The 19,270-nt window shown below is 47.6% G+C and carries 16 protein-coding genes and 1 pseudogene; 7 read left to right on the top strand and 10 right to left on the bottom strand.

Annotation, left to right across the window (positions count from 1 at the left end; all coding sequences use genetic code 11):
- Window position 1 precedes the first annotated feature (1 nt).
- From B0475_RS07000 to pilG, 6 genes and pseudogenes are all read right to left on the bottom strand, one after another.
- Window positions 2–949 carry a chemotaxis protein CheB gene (locus tag B0475_RS07000; protein ID WP_077411085.1) on the bottom strand — a complete coding sequence of 316 codons (948 nt, stop codon included), beginning with the start codon at window positions 947–949 and terminating at the stop codon, window positions 2–4.
- On the bottom strand, window positions 942–7,388 hold the full coding sequence (locus B0475_RS07005) for an Hpt domain-containing protein (protein WP_077411088.1): 6,447 nt from the start codon (window positions 7,386–7,388) through the stop codon (window positions 942–944). Before B0475_RS07005 ends, B0475_RS07000 begins: the two co-directional genes overlap by 8 nt.
- 1 nt (window position 7,389) lies before the next feature.
- Window positions 7,390–8,259, bottom strand: coding sequence for a CheR family methyltransferase (locus B0475_RS07010; protein WP_077411091.1), 870 nt, complete (start codon window positions 8,257–8,259; stop codon window positions 7,390–7,392).
- A 22-nt stretch (window positions 8,260–8,281) separates the two neighbouring features.
- Window positions 8,282–9,292: pseudogene (locus B0475_RS18030) on the bottom strand (methyl-accepting chemotaxis protein); the annotation flags it as partial.
- 1,028 nt (window positions 9,293–10,320) lie between these two features.
- A complete protein-coding gene (locus B0475_RS07020; protein ID WP_077411094.1) occupies window positions 10,321–10,866 on the bottom strand; it encodes a chemotaxis protein CheW in 546 nt (181 codons plus the stop codon).
- Window positions 10,867–10,868: 2 nt separating this feature from the next.
- A complete protein-coding gene (gene pilG / locus B0475_RS07025; protein WP_077411097.1) occupies window positions 10,869–11,249 on the bottom strand; it encodes a twitching motility response regulator PilG in 381 nt (126 codons plus the stop codon).
- 343 nt (window positions 11,250–11,592) lie between these two features.
- On the opposite strand from pilG, the gene gshB reads away from it, so the two are divergent.
- From gshB to B0475_RS07050, 5 genes are read left to right on the top strand one after another with little or no spacing between them, the layout of a single operon-like run.
- Window positions 11,593–12,537 carry a glutathione synthase gene (gshB, locus tag B0475_RS07030; RefSeq protein WP_077411098.1) on the top strand — a complete coding sequence of 315 codons (945 nt, stop codon included), beginning with the start codon at window positions 11,593–11,595 and terminating at the stop codon, window positions 12,535–12,537.
- Window positions 12,534–13,385: an energy transducer TonB gene (locus B0475_RS07035; protein ID WP_077411100.1), complete on the top strand. Its 852-nt coding sequence runs from the start codon at window positions 12,534–12,536 to the stop codon at window positions 13,383–13,385. Before gshB ends, B0475_RS07035 begins: the two co-directional genes overlap by 4 nt.
- Window positions 13,385–13,930: a YqgE/AlgH family protein gene (locus B0475_RS07040; RefSeq protein WP_077411101.1), complete on the top strand. Its 546-nt coding sequence runs from the start codon at window positions 13,385–13,387 to the stop codon at window positions 13,928–13,930. Before B0475_RS07035 ends, B0475_RS07040 begins: the two co-directional genes overlap by 1 nt.
- Window positions 13,923–14,348, top strand: a complete 426-nt coding sequence (gene ruvX, locus B0475_RS07045; RefSeq protein ID WP_077411102.1) for a Holliday junction resolvase RuvX — start codon at window positions 13,923–13,925, stop codon at window positions 14,346–14,348. Before B0475_RS07040 ends, ruvX begins: the two co-directional genes overlap by 8 nt.
- Window positions 14,345–15,235, top strand: coding sequence for an aspartate carbamoyltransferase catalytic subunit (locus tag B0475_RS07050; RefSeq protein WP_077411103.1), 891 nt, complete (start codon window positions 14,345–14,347; stop codon window positions 15,233–15,235). The genes ruvX and B0475_RS07050 overlap by 4 nt, the downstream gene beginning before the upstream one ends.
- A gap of 52 nt (window positions 15,236–15,287) precedes the next feature.
- Here the strand turns inward: B0475_RS07050 and B0475_RS07055 are convergent, their stop codons facing one another.
- The 4 genes from B0475_RS07055 to B0475_RS07070 form a co-directional block, all read right to left on the bottom strand.
- On the bottom strand, window positions 15,288–15,710 hold the full coding sequence (locus B0475_RS07055; RefSeq protein WP_077411104.1) for an MAPEG family protein: 423 nt from the start codon (window positions 15,708–15,710) through the stop codon (window positions 15,288–15,290).
- Window positions 15,707–16,324: a DUF2238 domain-containing protein gene (locus B0475_RS07060; RefSeq protein WP_077411105.1), complete on the bottom strand. Its 618-nt coding sequence runs from the start codon at window positions 16,322–16,324 to the stop codon at window positions 15,707–15,709. Before B0475_RS07060 ends, B0475_RS07055 begins: the two co-directional genes overlap by 4 nt.
- 45 nt (window positions 16,325–16,369) lie before the next feature.
- A complete protein-coding gene (locus B0475_RS07065; RefSeq protein WP_077411106.1) occupies window positions 16,370–16,621 on the bottom strand; it encodes a hypothetical protein in 252 nt (83 codons plus the stop codon).
- 228 nt (window positions 16,622–16,849) lie between these two features.
- Window positions 16,850–17,359, bottom strand: a complete 510-nt coding sequence (locus tag B0475_RS07070; protein ID WP_077411107.1) for a hypothetical protein — start codon at window positions 17,357–17,359, stop codon at window positions 16,850–16,852.
- A 257-nt stretch (window positions 17,360–17,616) separates the two neighbouring features.
- On the opposite strand from B0475_RS07070, the gene B0475_RS07075 reads away from it, so the two are divergent.
- A complete protein-coding gene (locus B0475_RS07075) occupies window positions 17,617–18,531 on the top strand; it encodes an aminotransferase class IV (protein ID WP_077411108.1) in 915 nt (304 codons plus the stop codon).
- On the top strand, window positions 18,528–19,253 hold the full coding sequence (locus B0475_RS07080; RefSeq protein ID WP_077411109.1) for a sulfotransferase-like domain-containing protein: 726 nt from the start codon (window positions 18,528–18,530) through the stop codon (window positions 19,251–19,253). The genes B0475_RS07075 and B0475_RS07080 overlap by 4 nt, the downstream gene beginning before the upstream one ends.
- Window positions 19,254–19,270 lie beyond the last annotated feature (17 nt).

Below are 19,270 nucleotides of genomic sequence, written 5' to 3' on the forward strand. Positions count from 1 at the left end.
ATTATTTACTTGTTGATTCTGTTATATATTGTGCCATGCTTTCCGGATCACCGTCAAACAATGACATGTTTAAGCGCCTTACTTCCTCAGCAATGGCTGAGACCACGCAACTATCAGCAGATTGAGTGATCACTTTTCCACCGTTTTCAAACACATTGGTGGCACCTTTCACTCCGTCTTTGGCCATGCCGCTGAAAATAGCCATATTAACCTGACTCAGGTTTTCCAACATGTCAAAGCACACATCATCAATGCAGGGGGTTGACATGCGGTCGGGATTGACGTCTTTAACACCCAGGTTTCCATCTTCATGTATGATGATGGCTTCATCCACCGGAATCAAAATGGCTTGACTGGGAGCAACCTGCATCCCGCTTTCAGCGAGTTTCACGGGTATTACCCCATTTTTATTTAACTGCTTTTCCATCATGTGACTGAATTCACTGTCCATGTGTTGCACCACAAGGAACAGTATCGGCTCATCACCTGATAAGGTTTTAAAAAACCGAATCAGGGATTCCGGACCGCCTATCGATGCCGCCAAAATCCACACCGATTCAATTCCTAACTCAGTCAGATCAACACCGGAACTGGATGAGTTTTGAGCCACCTGTTGAGGCAATATGTCATGGGCCTGATCTATCTTGTGCAGCACGTGTCGGAGCCAGCGGTTTTTGTTCCAGCCAACCAATTCATTGGAAATGCGTGCATCATTGAAAATAATCTTTACATTTTGATCTGAAAGCCGATGTATCAGATCATCGATGTTTACATCGTTGTCATACAAGTTCAGTATGAATGCATTGATTTCAACATCCAGTTGATCGCACTCATCCTGGTGGTATTGCTTTACCTGATACCCGGAGTGCGTCAACTGATTGATCAGAAATTGTGCTGAGGGCTGAGATTCACCAATGTGAATCAGCCCTATCACTGGCTGATCAGGCATCTTCTAGTTGCAACAACTCGTTGATGTTTTCCAACAGTTCCAATTCCTGATAAGGTTTACCTAAATACCGATCGACACCAATCTCTTTAGCCCGGTCTTTGTGCTTCTGACCGGTACGTGACGTAATCATAATGATTGGAATATCCTTGAATTTATCAGACTGCTTCATGTTGGTGGCCAACTCGAAACCATCCATTCTGGGCATCTCAATATCCAGCAACATCAAATCAGGAACCTGTTCCTGTAGTTTATTCAGGGCATCCAATCCATCTTTAGCGGTCATCACTTCAAATTCATTTCTGCTCAACATCCGCTCACCAGCACGTCTCATGGTGATCGAATCATCCACCACCATAATCACTGGAGCTGTGTCTTCCTCAACAACCACTTCAGTTTCGATACCTTCAGATTCCATCTTAGCCAGACGCTGTACGTAGGCCCGGTGCATCGGAATGATGTCCAGAATCAAAACCACAGCACCATCACCAAGGATGGTGGCGCCGAAAATACCGGGTACAGAGGCCACCTGCGTACCTACGGACTTGACCACGATCTCGCGGCCTCCATACGTTTGGTCTACCCGCAGAGCCACACCCTGATCACCTGACTTAATCATCACCAACGGTACCTGATTACCTTCGACCAACGCTTCTGAGTCCACATTCAGTAATTTGTTCAATTCCTGAACATGGTATTCTTCTCCGGCGTAATCATAACTGGTATCACCTTCAAGCATACGTCTTCTGAATTCATCAATGTTCATCCTGATCAGGCCTTCCACACCAGATGCCGGAATGGCATACCGGTGATCAGCAACCTGAACAATGATGGCTTGGGTCAATGCCAGGGTATATGGCAGACGAATCACAAAAGTAGATCCTACGCCAGGTTCTGAGATGATTTCAATGCTACCACCCAACCGTTTAATCTCGTTGTTGACCACATCCATACCAACCCCCCTACCGGCCAGTTTTGTGACCTGGTCAGCAGCAGAAAGCCCTGAATGGGTGATCAGTTGTGTAACGTCTTTATCCGATAAATTATCAGCTTCGCTGATGATACCGCGCTCAATTGCTTTTCTCCGCAGCACATCGGCATTGATACCTGCACCATCGTCTTTAACCGTTACAACCACCTCAGTGGCTTCCCGGCTCAGTTCAATCACAACCTGTCCCTGATCAGGTTTTCCGGCTTTTTTGCGGTCTGCTTCCAAACCATGCACCATGGCATTCCTGATCATGTGTTCCAGCGGTGCCTGAATACCTTCAAGAACGGTTTTATCCATTTCTCCTTCCGCACCTTTGACCACCAGCTTGGCATTTTTATCCAATTCTTGTGAGGCTGTTCTCAAAACCCTTCTTAATCGTGGGACCAGCGAATTGAAGGTAACCAATCGGGTCTCCATCAACCCTTCCTGCAATTCTGTGTTTACCCTTGATTGTTGGATCAATAAAGTCTCTGATGATCGCGCCGACTCCTGTAAATAGGTTTGAATATTGGTTAAATCCGATACCGACTCTGACAAAGATCTGGACAATTGTTGTATGGTTGAGAATTGATCAAGCTCAAGTGGATCGAAATCTTCTTCCAACTCATCACCTTCTGCCTGATAGTTGGAAATAATCTGTGCTTCTGTTTCATGCTCAAGCTCGCGCAGCTGTCGACGCACCCTTTCAACCGTATTTTCAAGCTCATCAATGTTCAGCTTCAATTCTGCCGATTGCTGCTCCATTCGTGACCGGTAAATACTCACCTCACCAGCAAAGTTCACCAGTTTGTCGAGCAATTCTGAATTTACTTTAATCTGGCCACCAGACAGCACGTTGGCTTTCTTCTTGGCAACAAATTGTTCGGCTTGTTCTGTTGGCACATCTTCAGTGGCATCATCACGTTGTGCGAGGGGGTCAAAAAACTCTTCATCCAGCTTGGATTTTTCTTTGATCTCGCCACCCTCGTCAGAAAGAATGCTTTCCAGCTGACCGGTTTCTGTTTCAATACTGGATAATTGCCCATAGTCATCAGAGTTCACCATGCCATGTAATTTATGCATGACTTGTGACATTAACTCCTGCTGATTTGGCGTGACCTTGGATTTGTTTTCAGCGATCGACTCAAACAGTGATTCCAGTTGATGTGACAGATCGCCAATCTGATTCAATCCCGCCATTCTGGCTCCCCCTTTCAGGGTATGCAGATCCCTTTGTAAGGCTTGAATAATCTCTGCGCTGTCTGGTTTTTCCTCCAATTCAGCTAGCATATGATCTGCCCGGTCAAAAATTTCAGTGGCTTCCTCACTGAATATTTCCAGCAACTCTTCATCCAGATCAGCTTCGTATGATGCTTCTTCCTCAGCGGTAGGCTCCTCCTGAGGAATATCAGCCAAGGCATTGACTTGTTCTACTTCTTCGGCTTCAACTGCTTCAGCTGCTTCGGCTTCGGCTTCGGCTTCGGCTTCGGCTTCGGCTTCGGCTTCGGCTTCGGCTTCGGCTTCGGCTTCGGCTTCGGCTTCGGCTTCAGCTTCGGCTTCAGCTCCGGCTTCAGCTTCGGCTTCGGCTTCAGCTGCTTCGGCTTCGGCTTCTTCGGCTTCAGCTGCTTCGGCTTCAGCTGCTTCGGCTTCAGCTGCTTCGGCTTCAGCTTCAGCTGCTTCGGCTTCAGCTTCAGCTTCTTCGGCTTCAGCTGCTTCGGCTTCATCCAACAGCAAGCCATCATCAGCCTGGTCAACTTCAGCGATGGACTCCAACTCTGCAGAAATCACACTGTCTTCCAGTGACTCATCCGCATCAACACTGCTCATGCCTGGCGCTTCCATTTGCTTGAGCTCAGTAATACGGGTATTGAAATACTCGCCAATGCTCTCATCAACAGGCATGGTTCCTGTGCCTAACAGGTTCAATTGGCTTTTGGCATGGTGAATCACCTGCTCAATGTATTCAATATCCTGACCAGATAAACTCTGTTTTTTATCCATCATCAGGATCGACATTTTTTCCAGTGGCGTGGTCATTTTGGTGATGCCATCAACAGAAGCCATGCTGGCTGCACCATTGAGGGTATGAACCACCCTGATAAAGTCATCATTGACACTTGGTTTATCCGCGTCCATATTGTCTGCAATGAACCGATCCATCTCTGATAAGTGTCCACCCACTTCTTTTTGCAAGATCTCGATGAATACCGGATCAATATCCAAACCATCACTGTCCTTTTCATCGACCGGTTCTGTGGTCAAGGCGTGCTCTTCGGAGTGAGGCATGTCTGATGCTGTCAGTGATTCTTCAGTCGCGTCATCAATCTCTGCTTCCAGGCTTTCATCTGATGTTTCATCCTCAATAGACAACTCATCTTCCAGAGATAACTCATCTTCCAGAGACAACTCATCTTCCAGAGACAACTCATCTTCCAGAGACAACTCATCTTCCAGAGACAACTCATCATCAGAAGACAGTTCGGCTTGTACATCATCACTGTCCTCTGCGGCCTCATCTTCCGCCAGGTCGCCGGCAAAATCTGATAAATCAAGGTCTTCATCTACACTCAGATCAATACCTGCTTCAGCAGATTCAGCTGGCACATCCTCTTCAAAATCTGCCAGTTCAACAACTTCTAATTCGTCTTCCAGATCCAGGATTTCACTGGCTTCTTCAGTCTCCGCTTCAACGGACCCAGCCTCTTCTTCAAAATCGCTGAGATCCATATCTTCCAATTCACTTTCCAGGTCCAGGGCATCATCATCTGACAAATCATCCATGGTCAGTTCTGAGACAGGCTCGGTTTCCTGGGTGTCCAGTTCTTCACTGGCTTCATCGTCAGAATCATCTGGCATATCAAAATCGAGTTCAAGGTCTTCTTCAAACTCAACTGCCTGATCACTTTCGTCTGTGACTGCTTCAATATTGACTTCTTCTGCTTCACCCAAATCAAGATCTTCGAGGGTTAATTCAGGTACCTCAGCTTCCATTGGGGTGACTTCAATTGAGTCTTCAGCTGAGTCTTCAACTGAATCTTCAGCAGTTTCTTCAACGGCCACTTCTACCGCTTCATCCGTGGCTTCTTCGATCTCCAATTCACCGGTTCCTGCCAGGTCATCATCCAATGCAGGGGCCTCCAGGTCACGGCCATTGGATACATTTTCCGCATTACTCAGCAACAGACTGTAGCCGTGAGGCACCGTGCTTTCATCCTGCAATGCCTGATATAAGCCGGCCGCCATTTCCACACCCTGACCAAGTACCATGTCAAATGCTTCATCATCTTTGATGGCACTTTCCAGCTTACGGTTACACATGTTTTCCAGCTGCCAACCAAATTCGCCAATTGCTTCTGCACCTACCAGACGTCCACTGCCCTTGAGGGTATGGAAAATACGTCTGATTTCGGTTAATGCATCGGTGCTGGCTTCAGGATCTTTAACCCATTCGACATGACGCTGTTGCATGTTAGCCAGTTCTTCTTCGAACTCCTCCTGGAATACCTCTTTGATTTCATCGTCAACATCATCACCAAATTCAACCACAATTTGTTCAGCGATTGCCGGTTGTGACTTGGTCTCTGTAGCAGTTTCCGGTTCTTGCTCTGCTTCAGCATCGGCGTCAGCACTTTCATCATCAGCGTCATCGGCTTCGGCTGCATCACCAGTTTGATCTGATCCGCTTTCATCTGCTTCCGCAGCTGAGCCTTCAATGTCTTCCAGTTTTGCATCACTGGCTTCATCTGTGACTGGTTCAGCGGGCGCTGCAACAGGTTCACGATCATCATGCTGTTGTAATGCCTGAATTTGTTTTTCAACTTCTGACAACAGGCTCTCTCTGATTCTTTGTCCCTGATCCAGATTTTCAAGATAGTATTCCAAAGATGAAATCACCGTGGCCAGTTGTTCCAGCTCTTTTGCGGAGGGTTTTGAATCAGAAGCCAAAATGTCTTTGTTCACATAATGGATGATGGCATCCAGGTGGTTACCTGCATCTGACAAATTCAATATTTTTAAAGCACCTGATATGTCTTTCAATAAACGGGGGTTGTCTTCAACCTGAAGCTTGTCCCAGGGGGACTCAATGAAAGCAACAAAATTAGCTTTGACTTGCTGCAGATTAATGATCGACTCTTTGGCCAGTTGTTGCAGAATGGCTCTTTTTTCTGATTTTGGAATATTTCCTTCTTCCTCTCCACCCAACTCATCTGAGATACCCAGTGATTGAATGTGATCTCCCAATTGAGACTCAATTTTTAAGAGTGTTTGTGCCACGTCCAACAGGTGCTCATCTGAAGGTCGCTCATTGGCTTCAATCAAGCCTTTCAGACTTTCATGATGTTCGCTGACCGAATCTCTGGCCACACCCAGGCCCAATATCCCCAGGGTATCAGAAATATTATGCAGGTTATCTAACAATGGTGACAACTGATCAACTTTGGCGGTTTTGTTTCGGATGAACAAGTCAAGGGACTCCTGCACAACCAACACATCATCTTTGATCGCATCTGAAACAGTTTGCAGCAATTCTTTGTTTTTACCAGAGAGGCTGCCCTCTGCATGTTTGATGTCATCTTCGTCAGGAATGAATTGACTGAGGCTAAAGAATTCTTTGATTTCATTGGCTTTGCTGCCGCTGGCTTCACTGATGGCAATGTAATACAGTAAGTTTCTGGTGATTGACCGGCTGTTGGACTTGATGTGGGCGCTGGCCTCGACCATGTCTTTAATCAACAAATCAATTTTACCGGCAATTTGTTTGAGCGATACATTGTCCTCAATGTCCCCTTCTTCCAATCCTTCAAGCACTCCTGAAAACGTCCAGAACAACTGCTTAAGATACATCGGTGACAGAATCATCTGTAGTTTCGAAACCACCAGCTTGATGTTATTCAACGCTTTGGCCGGATCATTTTGCTTGATCCAATTCAACAGGGAAATCTGATAAACAGAACGGATTTTCATCAACGCCGTTCTCAGTTGATTGCCTTTCAGTGATACATCGTTGGCCACCACTGAATCGGGCACACCCAAATCAAGATTGGGGTTAAACAACGCACTTTCAGACAACAGTTTCTGGCTTCGCACAGCCCTGAGGTCGTTGACCAGTGGCAGCAGTACAATCGGCACGTCTTTGTGTCCAAGTTCGATTCGCTCGAGGTAATCCGGTAATTGTAATATGCTTTGCATGAGCACGTCATAGGCAGAGTCCTCGTCTTTGACTTTGCCATTCAAAAGGTCTTTGGCCACCGCCTCCATTTCTTCAGCCACCATTGAGGCACCGTACAGTTCAACCATTTTCAGGGTGCCTTGTATCTGATGCAGATATGTGATGCAAAACTGAAGTTGATTGGTGTCATCGGAATCTTCGACATAGGTCCGCAAAGCATCTTTGGCCCGATTCAATGTTTCATCAAGCTCGGTCTTCACCCAAGTTAAAGTTGAAAAATCTATTTGTTCTATATTGCTCATGTTATTTCAGTCTGAATGCCAAAGTTCTGTTTTTATTAACGCGCTTCATTTTCGGGTGGGACCAGGCATTGATCTCTGTCTGACCCAGAACCAACAAGCCGTTGTGATTCAGATAGGCCACCAGGCCATTGAGAATCTGTTCGCGGACTTTCTTTTCAAAATACATCAATACGTTTTGACAATAAATCACATCGTATTTGATGTTTGAGGGACGGTTCACATCCAGTAAATTGAACACACCAAACGCCATGCGTTTTTTGATGTTATCTTTGATGGTAAACATTTCATCATTCAAAAAAACCAGATTTTTATGATAAATCTCATCGATGTTTTTGAGCTTGTCTACCGAGTATATGGCCTGTTTTGCCAGGGAAACTGCCGGGCTGCTGACGTCTGTAGCAGTGACACCAAAGTATGTTTTGATACCTGTTTCACTTGACTCCTGACAGACCTGGTGAGCCAACAAACCCAATGAGTATGCTTCTTCTCCAGTGGCACAACTGACACTCCAGATTTTGTATCGCAAAGTATCATCGCTGAGCTGCACCTTTCGCAGCATGTCTTCGTAAACAAGGTCAAAAGACGGCCCATGGCGAAAAAAAGAGGTTTCATGGACAGTCAAACGATCAACCAACTGCGACCATTCCAGGTTCCCCTCTATGCCGGAATTGATGTAATCCCAGTATTTGTCGTACTCCTGATACCCAATTTCACGCATCCTTGACCAGATTTTCGATTGCAGGAACATCTTCCGTTCCTTTGGAACAATGATGCCCAGGCGTTCGGCCAACAATCCTGACCAGCGCAGGTATTCATCTTCCGTGAGCGGAGATATTTTAAGAAAAGGCTTGTTACTATACATTTTGTACATTATTAAGCTGGTTCAGCTGTTATCAAATGAACTCATCATCAGGTAACTTGAAGTCCTCTACAGATTTACGCAACTCGGTGGCCAGTTCCACCAGGTTACCAATCGATTCAGCCGTTTGTTGCGTACCGGCTGACGTTTGGGTGGTAATTTCCTGAATCACGTTCATCGTTCCGGAAATATTGGTTGCTGCAACCGACTGTTGACGGGCTGCTTCAGAAATATTCTGAATCAATTCTGCCAAGTCGTTAGATACCGTTTCAATTTCGGTCAACGCTTCACCGGCATCCTCGGCTTTTCGGGCTCCGCCCACCACCTCTGAAGTGGTTTGCTCCATTGATCGCACCGCTTCGTTGGTATCGGTTTGAATGGTTTTCACAATGCCCTCAATTTGCCGGGTCGCACTGGAAGCCCGTTCCGCCAACTGCTGTACCTCATCCGCAACCACTGCGAAACCACGTCCGGATTCTCCGGAAGAAGCCGCCTGAATCGCTGCGTTGAGAGCCAAAATGTTTGTTTGTTCGGCAATGTCATTAATCAGTTCTACGATGTTTCCAATTTCCTGTGAACTTTCACCCAATCGTTTAATCCTTTTCGAAGTATCCTGAATCTGGGTTCGAATGTTGTTCATACCTTTAATGGTATCCCGCACCACTTCGGCACCATTGTGCGCAATGAGTACCGATCTTTGTGCCACGTCGGCCGACTCCAGGGAATTCTTAGATACCTCATCAATCGACACCGCAATTTCATTAATGGCAGCTGAGGCATTGGTGATCTGTGTGGCCTGATGCTCAGAAGCTTCAGCTAGGTGCATCGCCGTGGCCTGGGCTTCCTGGGCCGCAGAGGCCACGCCCACCGAGGCGTCATTAATCGTTTTCACCAACGACCTCAAGGCTTCAATCGCAAAGTTGACCGAGTCAGCAATTGCACCCGTGATGTCTTCAGAAACCGTCGCATTCACCGTCAGGTCACCATCTGCCAATGAGCCCATCTCATCCAGCAGTCGCAGAATCGCCTGTTGGTTTCGTTCGTTTTGATCTTGTGCCACTGCAGCCCGGATCCGATCGTTTTTGGACAGCGTCCGGAAGATCCACAACAACCACAGAAATGACAGACCCGCAATTGCCCAGCCAATCTGATCGGATGGTACTGTTTGGGTTCTGGAGGCAATTTGTTCACGTAATTGTTCGGCATCGCTCACGAATGTGTCGATATCGACCTCAATGTCTGCCGCTGCAATCTGGGCATCAAACAATTCCATCGCGCCCCTTACGGTGGCGATGTCAGCCTGCACACTGTCAAAGGCGGAAAACACCCTGCCCAATGATTCGATGGCCTGATCATCTGTCACTGCTTTGATGGTGTCATTGCCATTGAACATGCCGGTCATGACCTCATTGAACTTACGAGCGTCACGATCCAGACTGTCACTGGCTTGAATCGAAGCTGCACCACCTTTCAGGATTTCACTCATGCGACGCAACATCCGGTCAGCCAATACCAGTTGTTGTGAAGCCAGGTAAATCAGACCCCGGTCTTCATTGATCGCCACCAAACGCTTAACCACAGCATCTGAACTGGCTTGTAAAATGGGGATTTCTGAAGCAAATTTGTCTGAGATATCACTCAGTTCTTCAATACGATCACGCTGATTAATGATGGTCAACGCATTGTCATTCATGGTATTCCATACATCTGACATTGACTGCAGGCGCGGCCTGAGATCAGCCGGTAATGCCGGGTAATCTGAGTTTCCGCTGGTCAATGAATTCATGGTGTCATCAATAATCCGACGATCGGTGATCAGGTCATCAAAGGCATCAATATCACCCGAAGAAGCCTGTCTGGCGTACTGAGCCAACTGCTGTGCTTTAATCTGGACTTTATCAGTTTCAGACAAGTGCGCTGTCCGGTTGGCTTCAATGGTCGCTAACCAATAGGAGTGACCAAAGAATGACAATACCAGAATAACCAATACCATCAATTGCCACAAGGGCAACGTTCGTGTCCGTTGATCCATATCTACAGCTGAACTGCTCATACTATTTCTACCTCTGTCTTTTATTTAATCGATGCATTCTGGAAATTGGTGTCCTGAACCAATTGGTCCATTTCAAACACATCCCACCTGACATCGTCTTGGCTGAAAAATTTATCGCAATAACGATACACCCTTGAATCGTCATCACCTTCAACGTCGTGCCAATCACTTTTACTGAAATGGCGTTGACCAAACACCTCATCGACCACCAGTCCAGCCTGCCCGCCAGGTTGGTTGATGACCAGCATCCGTGTGTGCTTGGTTAATTTGGAAGATTCCCCCGTTAAGTACGACCTGAGGTCAATTGCCGGAATCAAATTACTTCTGATGTTGACCAGACCGAGAACCCATTGATCAATGCCCGGTATTTTCACCAGTTCAGGCAGGATGACCACTTCATTCACATCATCCACCTCAGTCACCAGGTGCATCTCGCCGATTTTAAACCCGATGCCTGACCAGTCACCCAGTTCACTTTCTTCAACAGCTGAGCCAAGGGCATGGGACACACTTCTTTTCTCGTATTCAAGAAGCAACTCAAATGGTTTGATGATTTGTTTACTCATGATCAGTCCCGTTTCACATGTTTCTCAATGGCTTCAATCAATTCCTCTTTGGTAAACGGTTTGGTCAGATACTCTTCAGCACCCACCACACGGCCCTTGGCCTTGTCGAACAAACCGTCTTTGCTGGACAGCATAATAACCGGTGTTGTTTTGTGTTCGCTGTTCATCTTGATCAGCGCACAGGTTTTATAACCATCAAGGCGTGGCATCATGATGTCCACAAAAATGATATTGGGTTCGAGATCAGAGATCTGAGACAAGGCTTCATATCCATTGTCTACTGTAATCACTTCGCAACCCTCTTTCTTGAGTAAAGTTTCAGCGGTTCGGCGGATGGTTTTACTGTCATCGATAACCATTACCTTTAAACCTTCTAAATTCATAATCTCTCCAAACTTTATTGACTGGTGTTGTTCTTTTTATAATTGACAACATTCATGAAGTTATACCCGTAAGTATGTCATTAACAAGAAAATAACTCATTTTACAACTGAATACAAAACAATTTTGGAATAAACACCAATTAATTTGATTTCTTCAACGATTGGCGGGCTGACTACAACACCCCTCATCAGTCTTGTCCAATCAGGTTTTTGCACCTGTTGCCAACCAGTTGTACACACCCTTTAACAGGATAATTTTGATTTTATTTTACAACACACGGTTTCACACTTCCTTTTAGCTTATTATAATTCATCCTAATTAACAAACTTTACGCGTGACCTCATGTTGAAAATTGCCGTTATCATGGACCCCATTGAACACATTAAACCACACAAAGACTCCAGTTTTGCGATGATGCTGGAAGCTCAACGCAGGGGCCATGAAGTGTATTACATGACCGCCAACAACATGTACTGCAAACACAGTCAGACCCGCGCAGTCAGCCAACGCATCAAGGTGTTTGACAGGCCTCAAGACTGGTTCAGCGCTGAAGCACCTGAAGATCATCCACTGAGTGATTGTGATGTGGTACTGATGCGCAAAGACCCGCCATTTGACATGGAATACATCATGGACACCTATATGCTTGATCAGATTGGTTCGGCCAGCACCCACGTCATCAATGCCCCACAGGCATTGCGAGACGCCAATGAAAAATTTTTCACTGAAGCCTTTCCAGAGTGCACCCCGGAAAACATCATCAGCAGGGATGTTGACCTGCTGAAATCTGCAGTCAATGAACTGGGCGAAGTGATCATCAAACCCATGGATGGCATGGGAGGTCAATCGATTTTCAAAACCAGTAAAAATGACAAGAACCTGAACGTCATTCTGGAAACAGTGACACAAAACGGCACAAAAACCACCATGATTCAGAAATTCATCCCTGCCATCAGTGCGGGGGACAAACGGATTTTGCTGATCAATGGTCAACCCGTACCTTATGCATTGGCCCGCATTCCCTCAGCCACTGATTTTCGTGGGAACCTGGCCAAAGGGGGAACCGGCAAAGGACTGAAGTTGTCTGATGCTGACAGAAAGATTTGTGACCTGGTCGGACCTAAACTGAAATCAATGGGTATTGTGTTCGCCGGCATTGATGTGATTGGTGACTATCTGACCGAAGTCAATGTCACCAGCCCAACCTGCATCCGCGAACTGGATGAGATTTTTGATCTTAACATCGCTGGCGAGTTGTTCGACTGCATTGAAAAAGACATTATATGAAACCCAAAATCACAGTCAAAGACAAAAACGTGATGACCTTCACCCTGGCTTCACTGACCTTATCTGTGATCATTCTGGGCATCTCATTCACCGCAACACGACCACCCGAAGAAGTCATTCACAGCATGGATGTCATCCTTTCAAAAAAAGCCAATCTCACAGCACCAGATGATGCTGAGTTCCTCGCTCAGAATAACCAACTGGGTGGTGGTGACCAGGACAAAAAGGCCAGGCCCACCAATCCTTTCAGCGCCACTGCTCCGGTCAATGAAGGTGTTGACCAGCAAGAGTCGCAACAGCGTACCAGAGCGCAAACCCGACAGAATAAAACCCAATTACTCACCACCACCCGGGCAGAACAGCAAACACAGGAAACCCAGCCCACCAAAGACCGGCGGGACCAACAAGCCAATGACACCACGCTGACCCGTGAGCAAAGGCTGGCTAAAATGCAGGATGAGATTGCCAGAAAAATTGAGCGCTATGCCAAAAAACCACGCAGCAAATATGTTTCCAGCAGCACCAAGGCATATGAATTTGCCCCTTACATTAATAACTGGGTCAAAAAAATTGAGCGCACCGGCGATCTCAATTATCCTGAACAGGCCAAGAACAAAAACTTCATTGGTAATGTGATGCTGACCGTCGGCATCAAACGCGATGGTACCCTGCATGAGATCAAAATCATCAAACCATCTGATCACAAATTTCTGGATGAAGCAGCCAAACACATTGTAAAATTAGCCCAACCATTTGATCCGCTGCCTGAATCTGAGGAGCGAGTTGATATCCTATACATCACACGTACCTGGCAATTTTTACCCGGGCACCTACTCAGACAGAAATAATGAATTTGACCAACCAGTTATTGATCGCCACTCCAGACATGCAAGATGAGCGTTTTTTCAAGGCAGTGATCCTGATTTGCGAACACAATGAACACGGTGCACTGGGCATCAACATCAATATGCCCAGCGATGTCACATTTGCTGAAATTCTGGAAAGCCTTTCGATCGAGCAAACTCAGGTAAACGACGATGCACTGATCTTCGAAGGTGGCCCGGTTAACACGCAATGCGGCTTCATCCTGCATGACTCACCAGAAGATTTCGCCAGCTCAGTACGTATCACCCCCGGGTTATCGCTGACCACTTCCAAAGACATCATTGAGGCGATTGCTGCCCACCAACTGACCGCAAAGTGGATGATGGCCCTTGGCTGCGCCACCTGGGATGCCGGCCAACTTGAACAGGAGATCGCCGACAACAGCTGGTTGACTTGCCCATCTGACAAAAATCTGATTTTCTCTGATGAACAGGATAAGTGGCAAACCGCACTGGACATCATTGGCATCAAAGCCCACCAACTGAGCAGCGATATCGGCCATGCCTGAATATGTGCTGGGCATTGATTTTGGCGAAAAACGCATCGGCCTGGCGGTCGGACAGACCATGACCTGTCAGGCCCAGGCTTTGACCACACTGATCAACGATGGCAGCTTTTGGCAACAGCTACAAAACATCATCAATGAATGGCACATTTCATCCCTGGTGTTCGGCTTGCCGCTGGACGCCAGTGGTCAAGAACAGGAAATAACCCGCAGGGTGAAAAACTTTGCCCGCAAAGCCAGTCAGAATACCGCCCTTTCAGTGACCTTTGTTGACGAACGTTACACTTCATATGAAGCCGAACGCACATTCCAGCAAAGTCGTGCTGCTGGCTTGACAAAAGCCAAGCAAAAAAGTCAACTGGATGCCATGGCGGCCCAAATCATTCTTCAATCCTGGTTTGACCAGCAACACAACACATGAAACACCTTCTGGACATCAAAGAACTCAACAGACATCAGATCGAACTCTTGTTTGACCTGGCTGACCGCTTAAACCACCAACCGCGCGAACAAAAACCACTGGCCGGCCGCTCTGCCATTGCTTTGTTTTTTGAAAACTCAACCCGCACGCTGACCTCTTTTCAGCTCGCCTGCCAACGTTTAGGCGTGGACCTCACTGCGTTGAACATCGCTCATTCATCCACCCAAAAAGGTGAAACCCTGAGAGACACCATTCTGACCCTGGATGCCATGCAGACCGATGCTTTTATTGTCAGACATCAGGACAATCATATGCAACGGGATATGGCCGAGTGGATCAATCATCGGGCCAGTGTCATCAATGCCGGTGACGGCACCAACCAACACCCCACTCAAGGATTGCTGGATCTTTACACCATTCGCCAACACCAAGGTCAGTTCGAACCATTGTCGGTGGCCATCATAGGTGACACCAAACACTCCAGGGTGGCCAATTCACTGCTGGACGGTTTGCAAATTATGGGCACAAAAGACATCCGCCTGTTTGCCCCAGACACATTTGTAGCAGACCATCAGAAAACTTTCCTCGCAGACAGCCTGCAAAGCGCCATCAGCGAAGCAGATGTGGTGGTCATGTTGCGCATTCAGCGGGAACGATTGAGCGATCAAAGCAACCTGGATGTGGAGGCCTGGGCGGCCCATTACGGTTTAAATAGCGAACGACTTAAATGGGCCAAAAAAGAGGCCATCGTGATGCACCCCGGTCCCATGAACCGTGGTGTGGAAATCACCGATGCAGTGGCCGATGGTCCACAATCAGTGATCCTCAATCAGGTCACCAATGGCGTATTGATTCGCCAGGCACTGATACACCAGCTACTGTCCTGAATGCCTCAACACAACAGCTGGCTGGCGGTGACCAATGCCTGACAGCCTGACATCAAAGCCTTGAGTTGATTTCAAACAAGAACAACACCCACATGGCCAGCAAAACGCCACATGAAAGAATGAAAATACTGAACCGATGAATGACTTTGTTATACAAAATATGTACCAATGCATGGAGGTAGCGCAAACCAACATACAACCAGGCCATATTCAACAACAACGCATCCTGAACTTCTGTAATCAGCATCAACACCACTAACAGGTAAAACAAGACAGGCACTTCCAGCTGGTTGTGAAAAGACCTGCCCATACGCTGGATCATTACCGGCCATTGATCCTGTCCGGTCATCAACACATAGTCTTTGGGGTGAACCGTGCGCTGCGACACGCTGCGGTAACGCAATATACCCAGGGTAAATAAAATACCAAAGGTCAGCATGACCTGGAAAAATACCGGAAGAATGAGTTCTATCATAGGTGACTCCTGTTATTAAGTTGTTGTATTTGACGGTCATGCCAATGACTCAGGGTGAACAACGCCACCACTGAACCAATGAGCGCCAGAAACATGTCTGATTGGGTGTCCCAGACATACCCCTGGGTACCCAAGAATGATTCAGCAGCCTCATCACTGAGCAACGCCACCCACCATTCAATGAGCTCATAAAAGGCCGAAAATCCGAGGCAAAAACTGATGATAAAAAACCGTCGCCAGCCGACACTGTCGATGATGCCATGCCGTACCACGATTTCTCGACAGATCATGGCCGGGACGAAACCCTGGAAAAAGTGCCCCAACTTATCGTAATTATTGCGCCCATCCCAAACAAAGGTCATGAATTGATCGAAGTACGGCACCAATGCATAGGTATAGTGTGCTCCCACCAACAATACCACACAATGCAATAATATCAGCACATACAGCATTGGGGTCAAAGGCCAGGACCTTCTGAAATACCACAAAATGCCCGCCCCAATCAAAGCCGGCAAGGATTCCAGAAACCAGGTGAAATAATCATGTGGCTCAATGGCTGAAGCCACACCAACCAACAAAAAAATCAGCGCCCAAAGCAAGACGTATATGTTCATCTACAGGATTCCTCAAACAGGTCATTATTCAGTTCACAATTGGCCTCAATGACTGCGGTTTTTCTCGCAGGTCCTCCACCAGAACAACACCTGATCCTCAGAGGTGCTCGTCCCACTGACTGCAGGTTTTTGCTGCCGGAAATCCTCAGCCCATGAGCACGGCTTGAGTTGACCCAACGTTGCATACATAAAGACTGTGTTCACCTCTTCCATGGCTTTCTCCGCGATGTCGATGCCTGGCTCATGTGCACCATGTGCATTGATGTGGACATCCGGATGATTGATCAAAGAACCCACCAACCATCAATCAAGCCAGTTTCACTTCATACTCCTTCACCACGCAACAGAGAGCTGATGATCAGCCAAACCCGGTTGCTTATACTCAGTTGGCCGCATTCAATTTTTGTCAGGAACAAAATTGAATGAAGTCCAGGGATTATTAATCATTTTCCAGGTTAATTCCAAGTGTATCCTTCATGATAACACAAATGAATCATCGCTGAGTTGACTGAACTTCAGCTCAATTCAGATCAATCCACCCAACAACAAATCACCTTCACTAAACCCAGCTGATTCATGGGTTTTTCGTACCGTTAATGATTGGCTTGAAATGGCATAATGCAGCATGTTTGATGGCACCGACAGCTGCGCGCTTTTCCTGAATTGCCAAATGACCAGTTCGGCTGCCTGAAACAAGCAGCTCAGCGATGGATGCCAGACGGGATCTGGAGAACGCTCAGTAACGGTCTGGCCTGGCAGAGTCAAAACCAGATAAGCCAGGTCTTCACCGGTGTTGGTCAGTGCTCCGGAAAACCGGTTTTCCAGGTACATGACCTGCCCGGCTGCAGCCTTAACCTGACTGCCATCTGCAACCCGGCGTCCTGACAGGGGCGTCAATAAAATGATGATTCTGGGCGTGGTTTCATGATCTGCCAAAGTGTGGCCTGCTGGCAAATCAAGCCTGAACAAGCTCAGCTGATCTTGTTCCAGCAATGGAGTTATGAAAGCTTCTGCCACTTCGTTGATATCTACCATATGTCTTCCCCCAGATTATAAAAAACTCAATGATTCGCCTGATGCACCGGAGAGCTGACGAACAGCTCGACCCGTTAGGTTAAACTCAGTTGACCACTTTCAATTTTGTCAGGAACAAATTTGAATGACGTCCCAAGATCATTACTTTTATGTGCAGCGCGCTTTTCCAGTTTGTAATCAACTGCGTCTTTTTTCAATCACTCATTGAATTAATTCTGTTACTATTTGAAGCCAATTAAACAGACACAGATAAGCACATGGGCAAAGGCACACATGAATACATTGAAGATGAGCGCAACCGTGACATCCTGATCAACATCAATGGTCAGCTACTGCCCCGCGAAGAGGCCACTGTTTCGGTGTTTGACAGTGGTTTTATCCTCGGCGACGGTGTTTGGGAAGGTCTGCGCTTGCATCAAGGCGTTGTGGTGTTCCTCAAAGACCACTTGCGCAGGTTATACCAGGGCGCCAAAGCCCTGGACCTGGACATTGGACTGACACCCACTGAACTGACCCAGCGCCTGATCGACACCCTTGAGGCCAATAACATGCACGATGGGGTGCACATCCGGCTGATGGTCACCCGCGGGGTGAAAATCACTCCATATCAGGACCCGCGCTGCACCATACCCGGCAGCACCATTGTCATCATTGCTGAATACAAAACCCCGTCACCGAGAAAAATTGAAGGCGGCATTCGCCTGTTCACCACCCATGTGCGCCGGGGTTATCCCGACGTGCAGGATCAGAAAATGAATTCGCACTCCAAAATCAACTGCATCCAGGGTTGCATTCAGGCGGCCAAAGCCGGTGCCGATGAAGCGCTGATGCTGGATCCACATGGCTTTGTGGCGACCTGCAATTCAACCCATTTTTTCATCGTCACCCAGGGTGAAGTGTGGACCTCTACCGGGGATTATTGTCTGGGCGGCATCACCCGCTCGAAAATCATTCTGTTGTGTGAACAGCTGGGCATCCCCATCCGACAAAAGAATTTTTCGCTGTTTGATGTGTACGGCGCTGATGAAGCCTTTGTCACAGGTACCTTTGCCGGCATCACCCCGGTCAATGAAGTGGATGGCCGGCTGATCGGCAATGGTCAGACCCGCGACATGATCCGGCGACTGCAGGACGCTTATCTGGACTTGATTCAACAAGAGGTCAAGGCATGATCAGAATCGCCATGTGGTCAGGACCACGCAACATTTCCACCGCCATGATGCGCGCCTGGGAGAACCGCAATGACACCGTGGTGGTGGATGAGCCGTTGTATGGGCCTTACCTGGCAACCACCGGCAAAAAACACGCCATGCACCAGCAAATCATCGCCCATCAGGGTGCCGACTGGCGGCCGATCGTTGATGGTTTGTTGCATGATGAACCAGCGCCGGTGTCGATATATTACCAGAAACACATGAGTCATCACCTCACCGATGACGTGGACCTGTCATTCACTGATCAATTGCGCAATGCCTTTCTGATCCGTCACCCGAATGATGTGCTGGCCTCCTACCTGCGCAAGCACCCGCGCGCCACCCCGGCGGACCTTGGTTACCCGCAACAGGTGGCGCTGTTCAATCGCATCCGTGAACAAACCGGACAAATACCACCGGTGATGGCATCCAAGGACATTCTGCTCAACCCCAAAGCCATGCTCACCAGCTTGTGTGAAGCCTTGGGCGTGCCCTTTGATGAGGCCATGCTCAGCTGGCCGACCGGCTACCGGGAATCGGATGGCATCTGGGCCGAACACTGGTACAACCGGGTGATTGAATCCACCGGCTTTGCCGAATACCGCCCCAAACCCAATCAGCTGAGCCTTGAAGAACAGGCCATTGCCGATGCCTGTTTGCCCTATTATGAAGTATTGGCAGAACACGCAACAGCCGCTTAACAGGAACATGGCCATCG

Origin of the sequence: Marinicella sediminis, from assembly GCF_002000055.1 — a bacterium.
GTDB classification, from domain to species: Bacteria; Pseudomonadota; Gammaproteobacteria; order Xanthomonadales; family Marinicellaceae; genus Marinicella; species Marinicella sediminis.

Bases quoted from the DNA above. Each gene is read 5' to 3' on its own strand.
- B0475_RS07000 (WP_077411085.1), bottom strand. From the start codon at position 949: ATGCCTGATCAGCCAGTGATAGGGCTGATTCACATTGGTGAATCTCAG.
- B0475_RS07005 (WP_077411088.1), bottom strand. From the start codon at position 7,388: ATGAGCAATATAGAACAAATAGATTTTTCAACTTTAACTTGGGTGAAG.
- B0475_RS07010 (WP_077411091.1), bottom strand. From the start codon at position 8,259: ATGTACAAAATGTATAGTAACAAGCCTTTTCTTAAAATATCTCCGCTC.
- B0475_RS07020 (WP_077411094.1), bottom strand. From the start codon at position 10,866: ATGAGTAAACAAATCATCAAACCATTTGAGTTGCTTCTTGAATACGAG.
- pilG (WP_077411097.1), bottom strand. From the start codon at position 11,249: ATGAATTTAGAAGGTTTAAAGGTAATGGTTATCGATGACAGTAAAACC.
- gshB (WP_077411098.1), top strand. From the start codon at position 11,593: ATGTTGAAAATTGCCGTTATCATGGACCCCATTGAACACATTAAACCA.
- B0475_RS07035 (WP_077411100.1), top strand. From the start codon at position 12,534: ATGAAACCCAAAATCACAGTCAAAGACAAAAACGTGATGACCTTCACC.
- B0475_RS07040 (WP_077411101.1), top strand. From the start codon at position 13,385: ATGAATTTGACCAACCAGTTATTGATCGCCACTCCAGACATGCAAGAT.
- ruvX (WP_077411102.1), top strand. From the start codon at position 13,923: ATGCCTGAATATGTGCTGGGCATTGATTTTGGCGAAAAACGCATCGGC.
- B0475_RS07050 (WP_077411103.1), top strand. From the start codon at position 14,345: ATGAAACACCTTCTGGACATCAAAGAACTCAACAGACATCAGATCGAA.
- B0475_RS07055 (WP_077411104.1), bottom strand. From the start codon at position 15,710: ATGATAGAACTCATTCTTCCGGTATTTTTCCAGGTCATGCTGACCTTT.
- B0475_RS07060 (WP_077411105.1), bottom strand. From the start codon at position 16,324: ATGAACATATACGTCTTGCTTTGGGCGCTGATTTTTTTGTTGGTTGGT.
- B0475_RS07070 (WP_077411107.1), bottom strand. From the start codon at position 17,359: ATGGTAGATATCAACGAAGTGGCAGAAGCTTTCATAACTCCATTGCTG.
- B0475_RS07075 (WP_077411108.1), top strand. From the start codon at position 17,617: ATGGGCAAAGGCACACATGAATACATTGAAGATGAGCGCAACCGTGAC.
- B0475_RS07080 (WP_077411109.1), top strand. From the start codon at position 18,528: ATGATCAGAATCGCCATGTGGTCAGGACCACGCAACATTTCCACCGCC.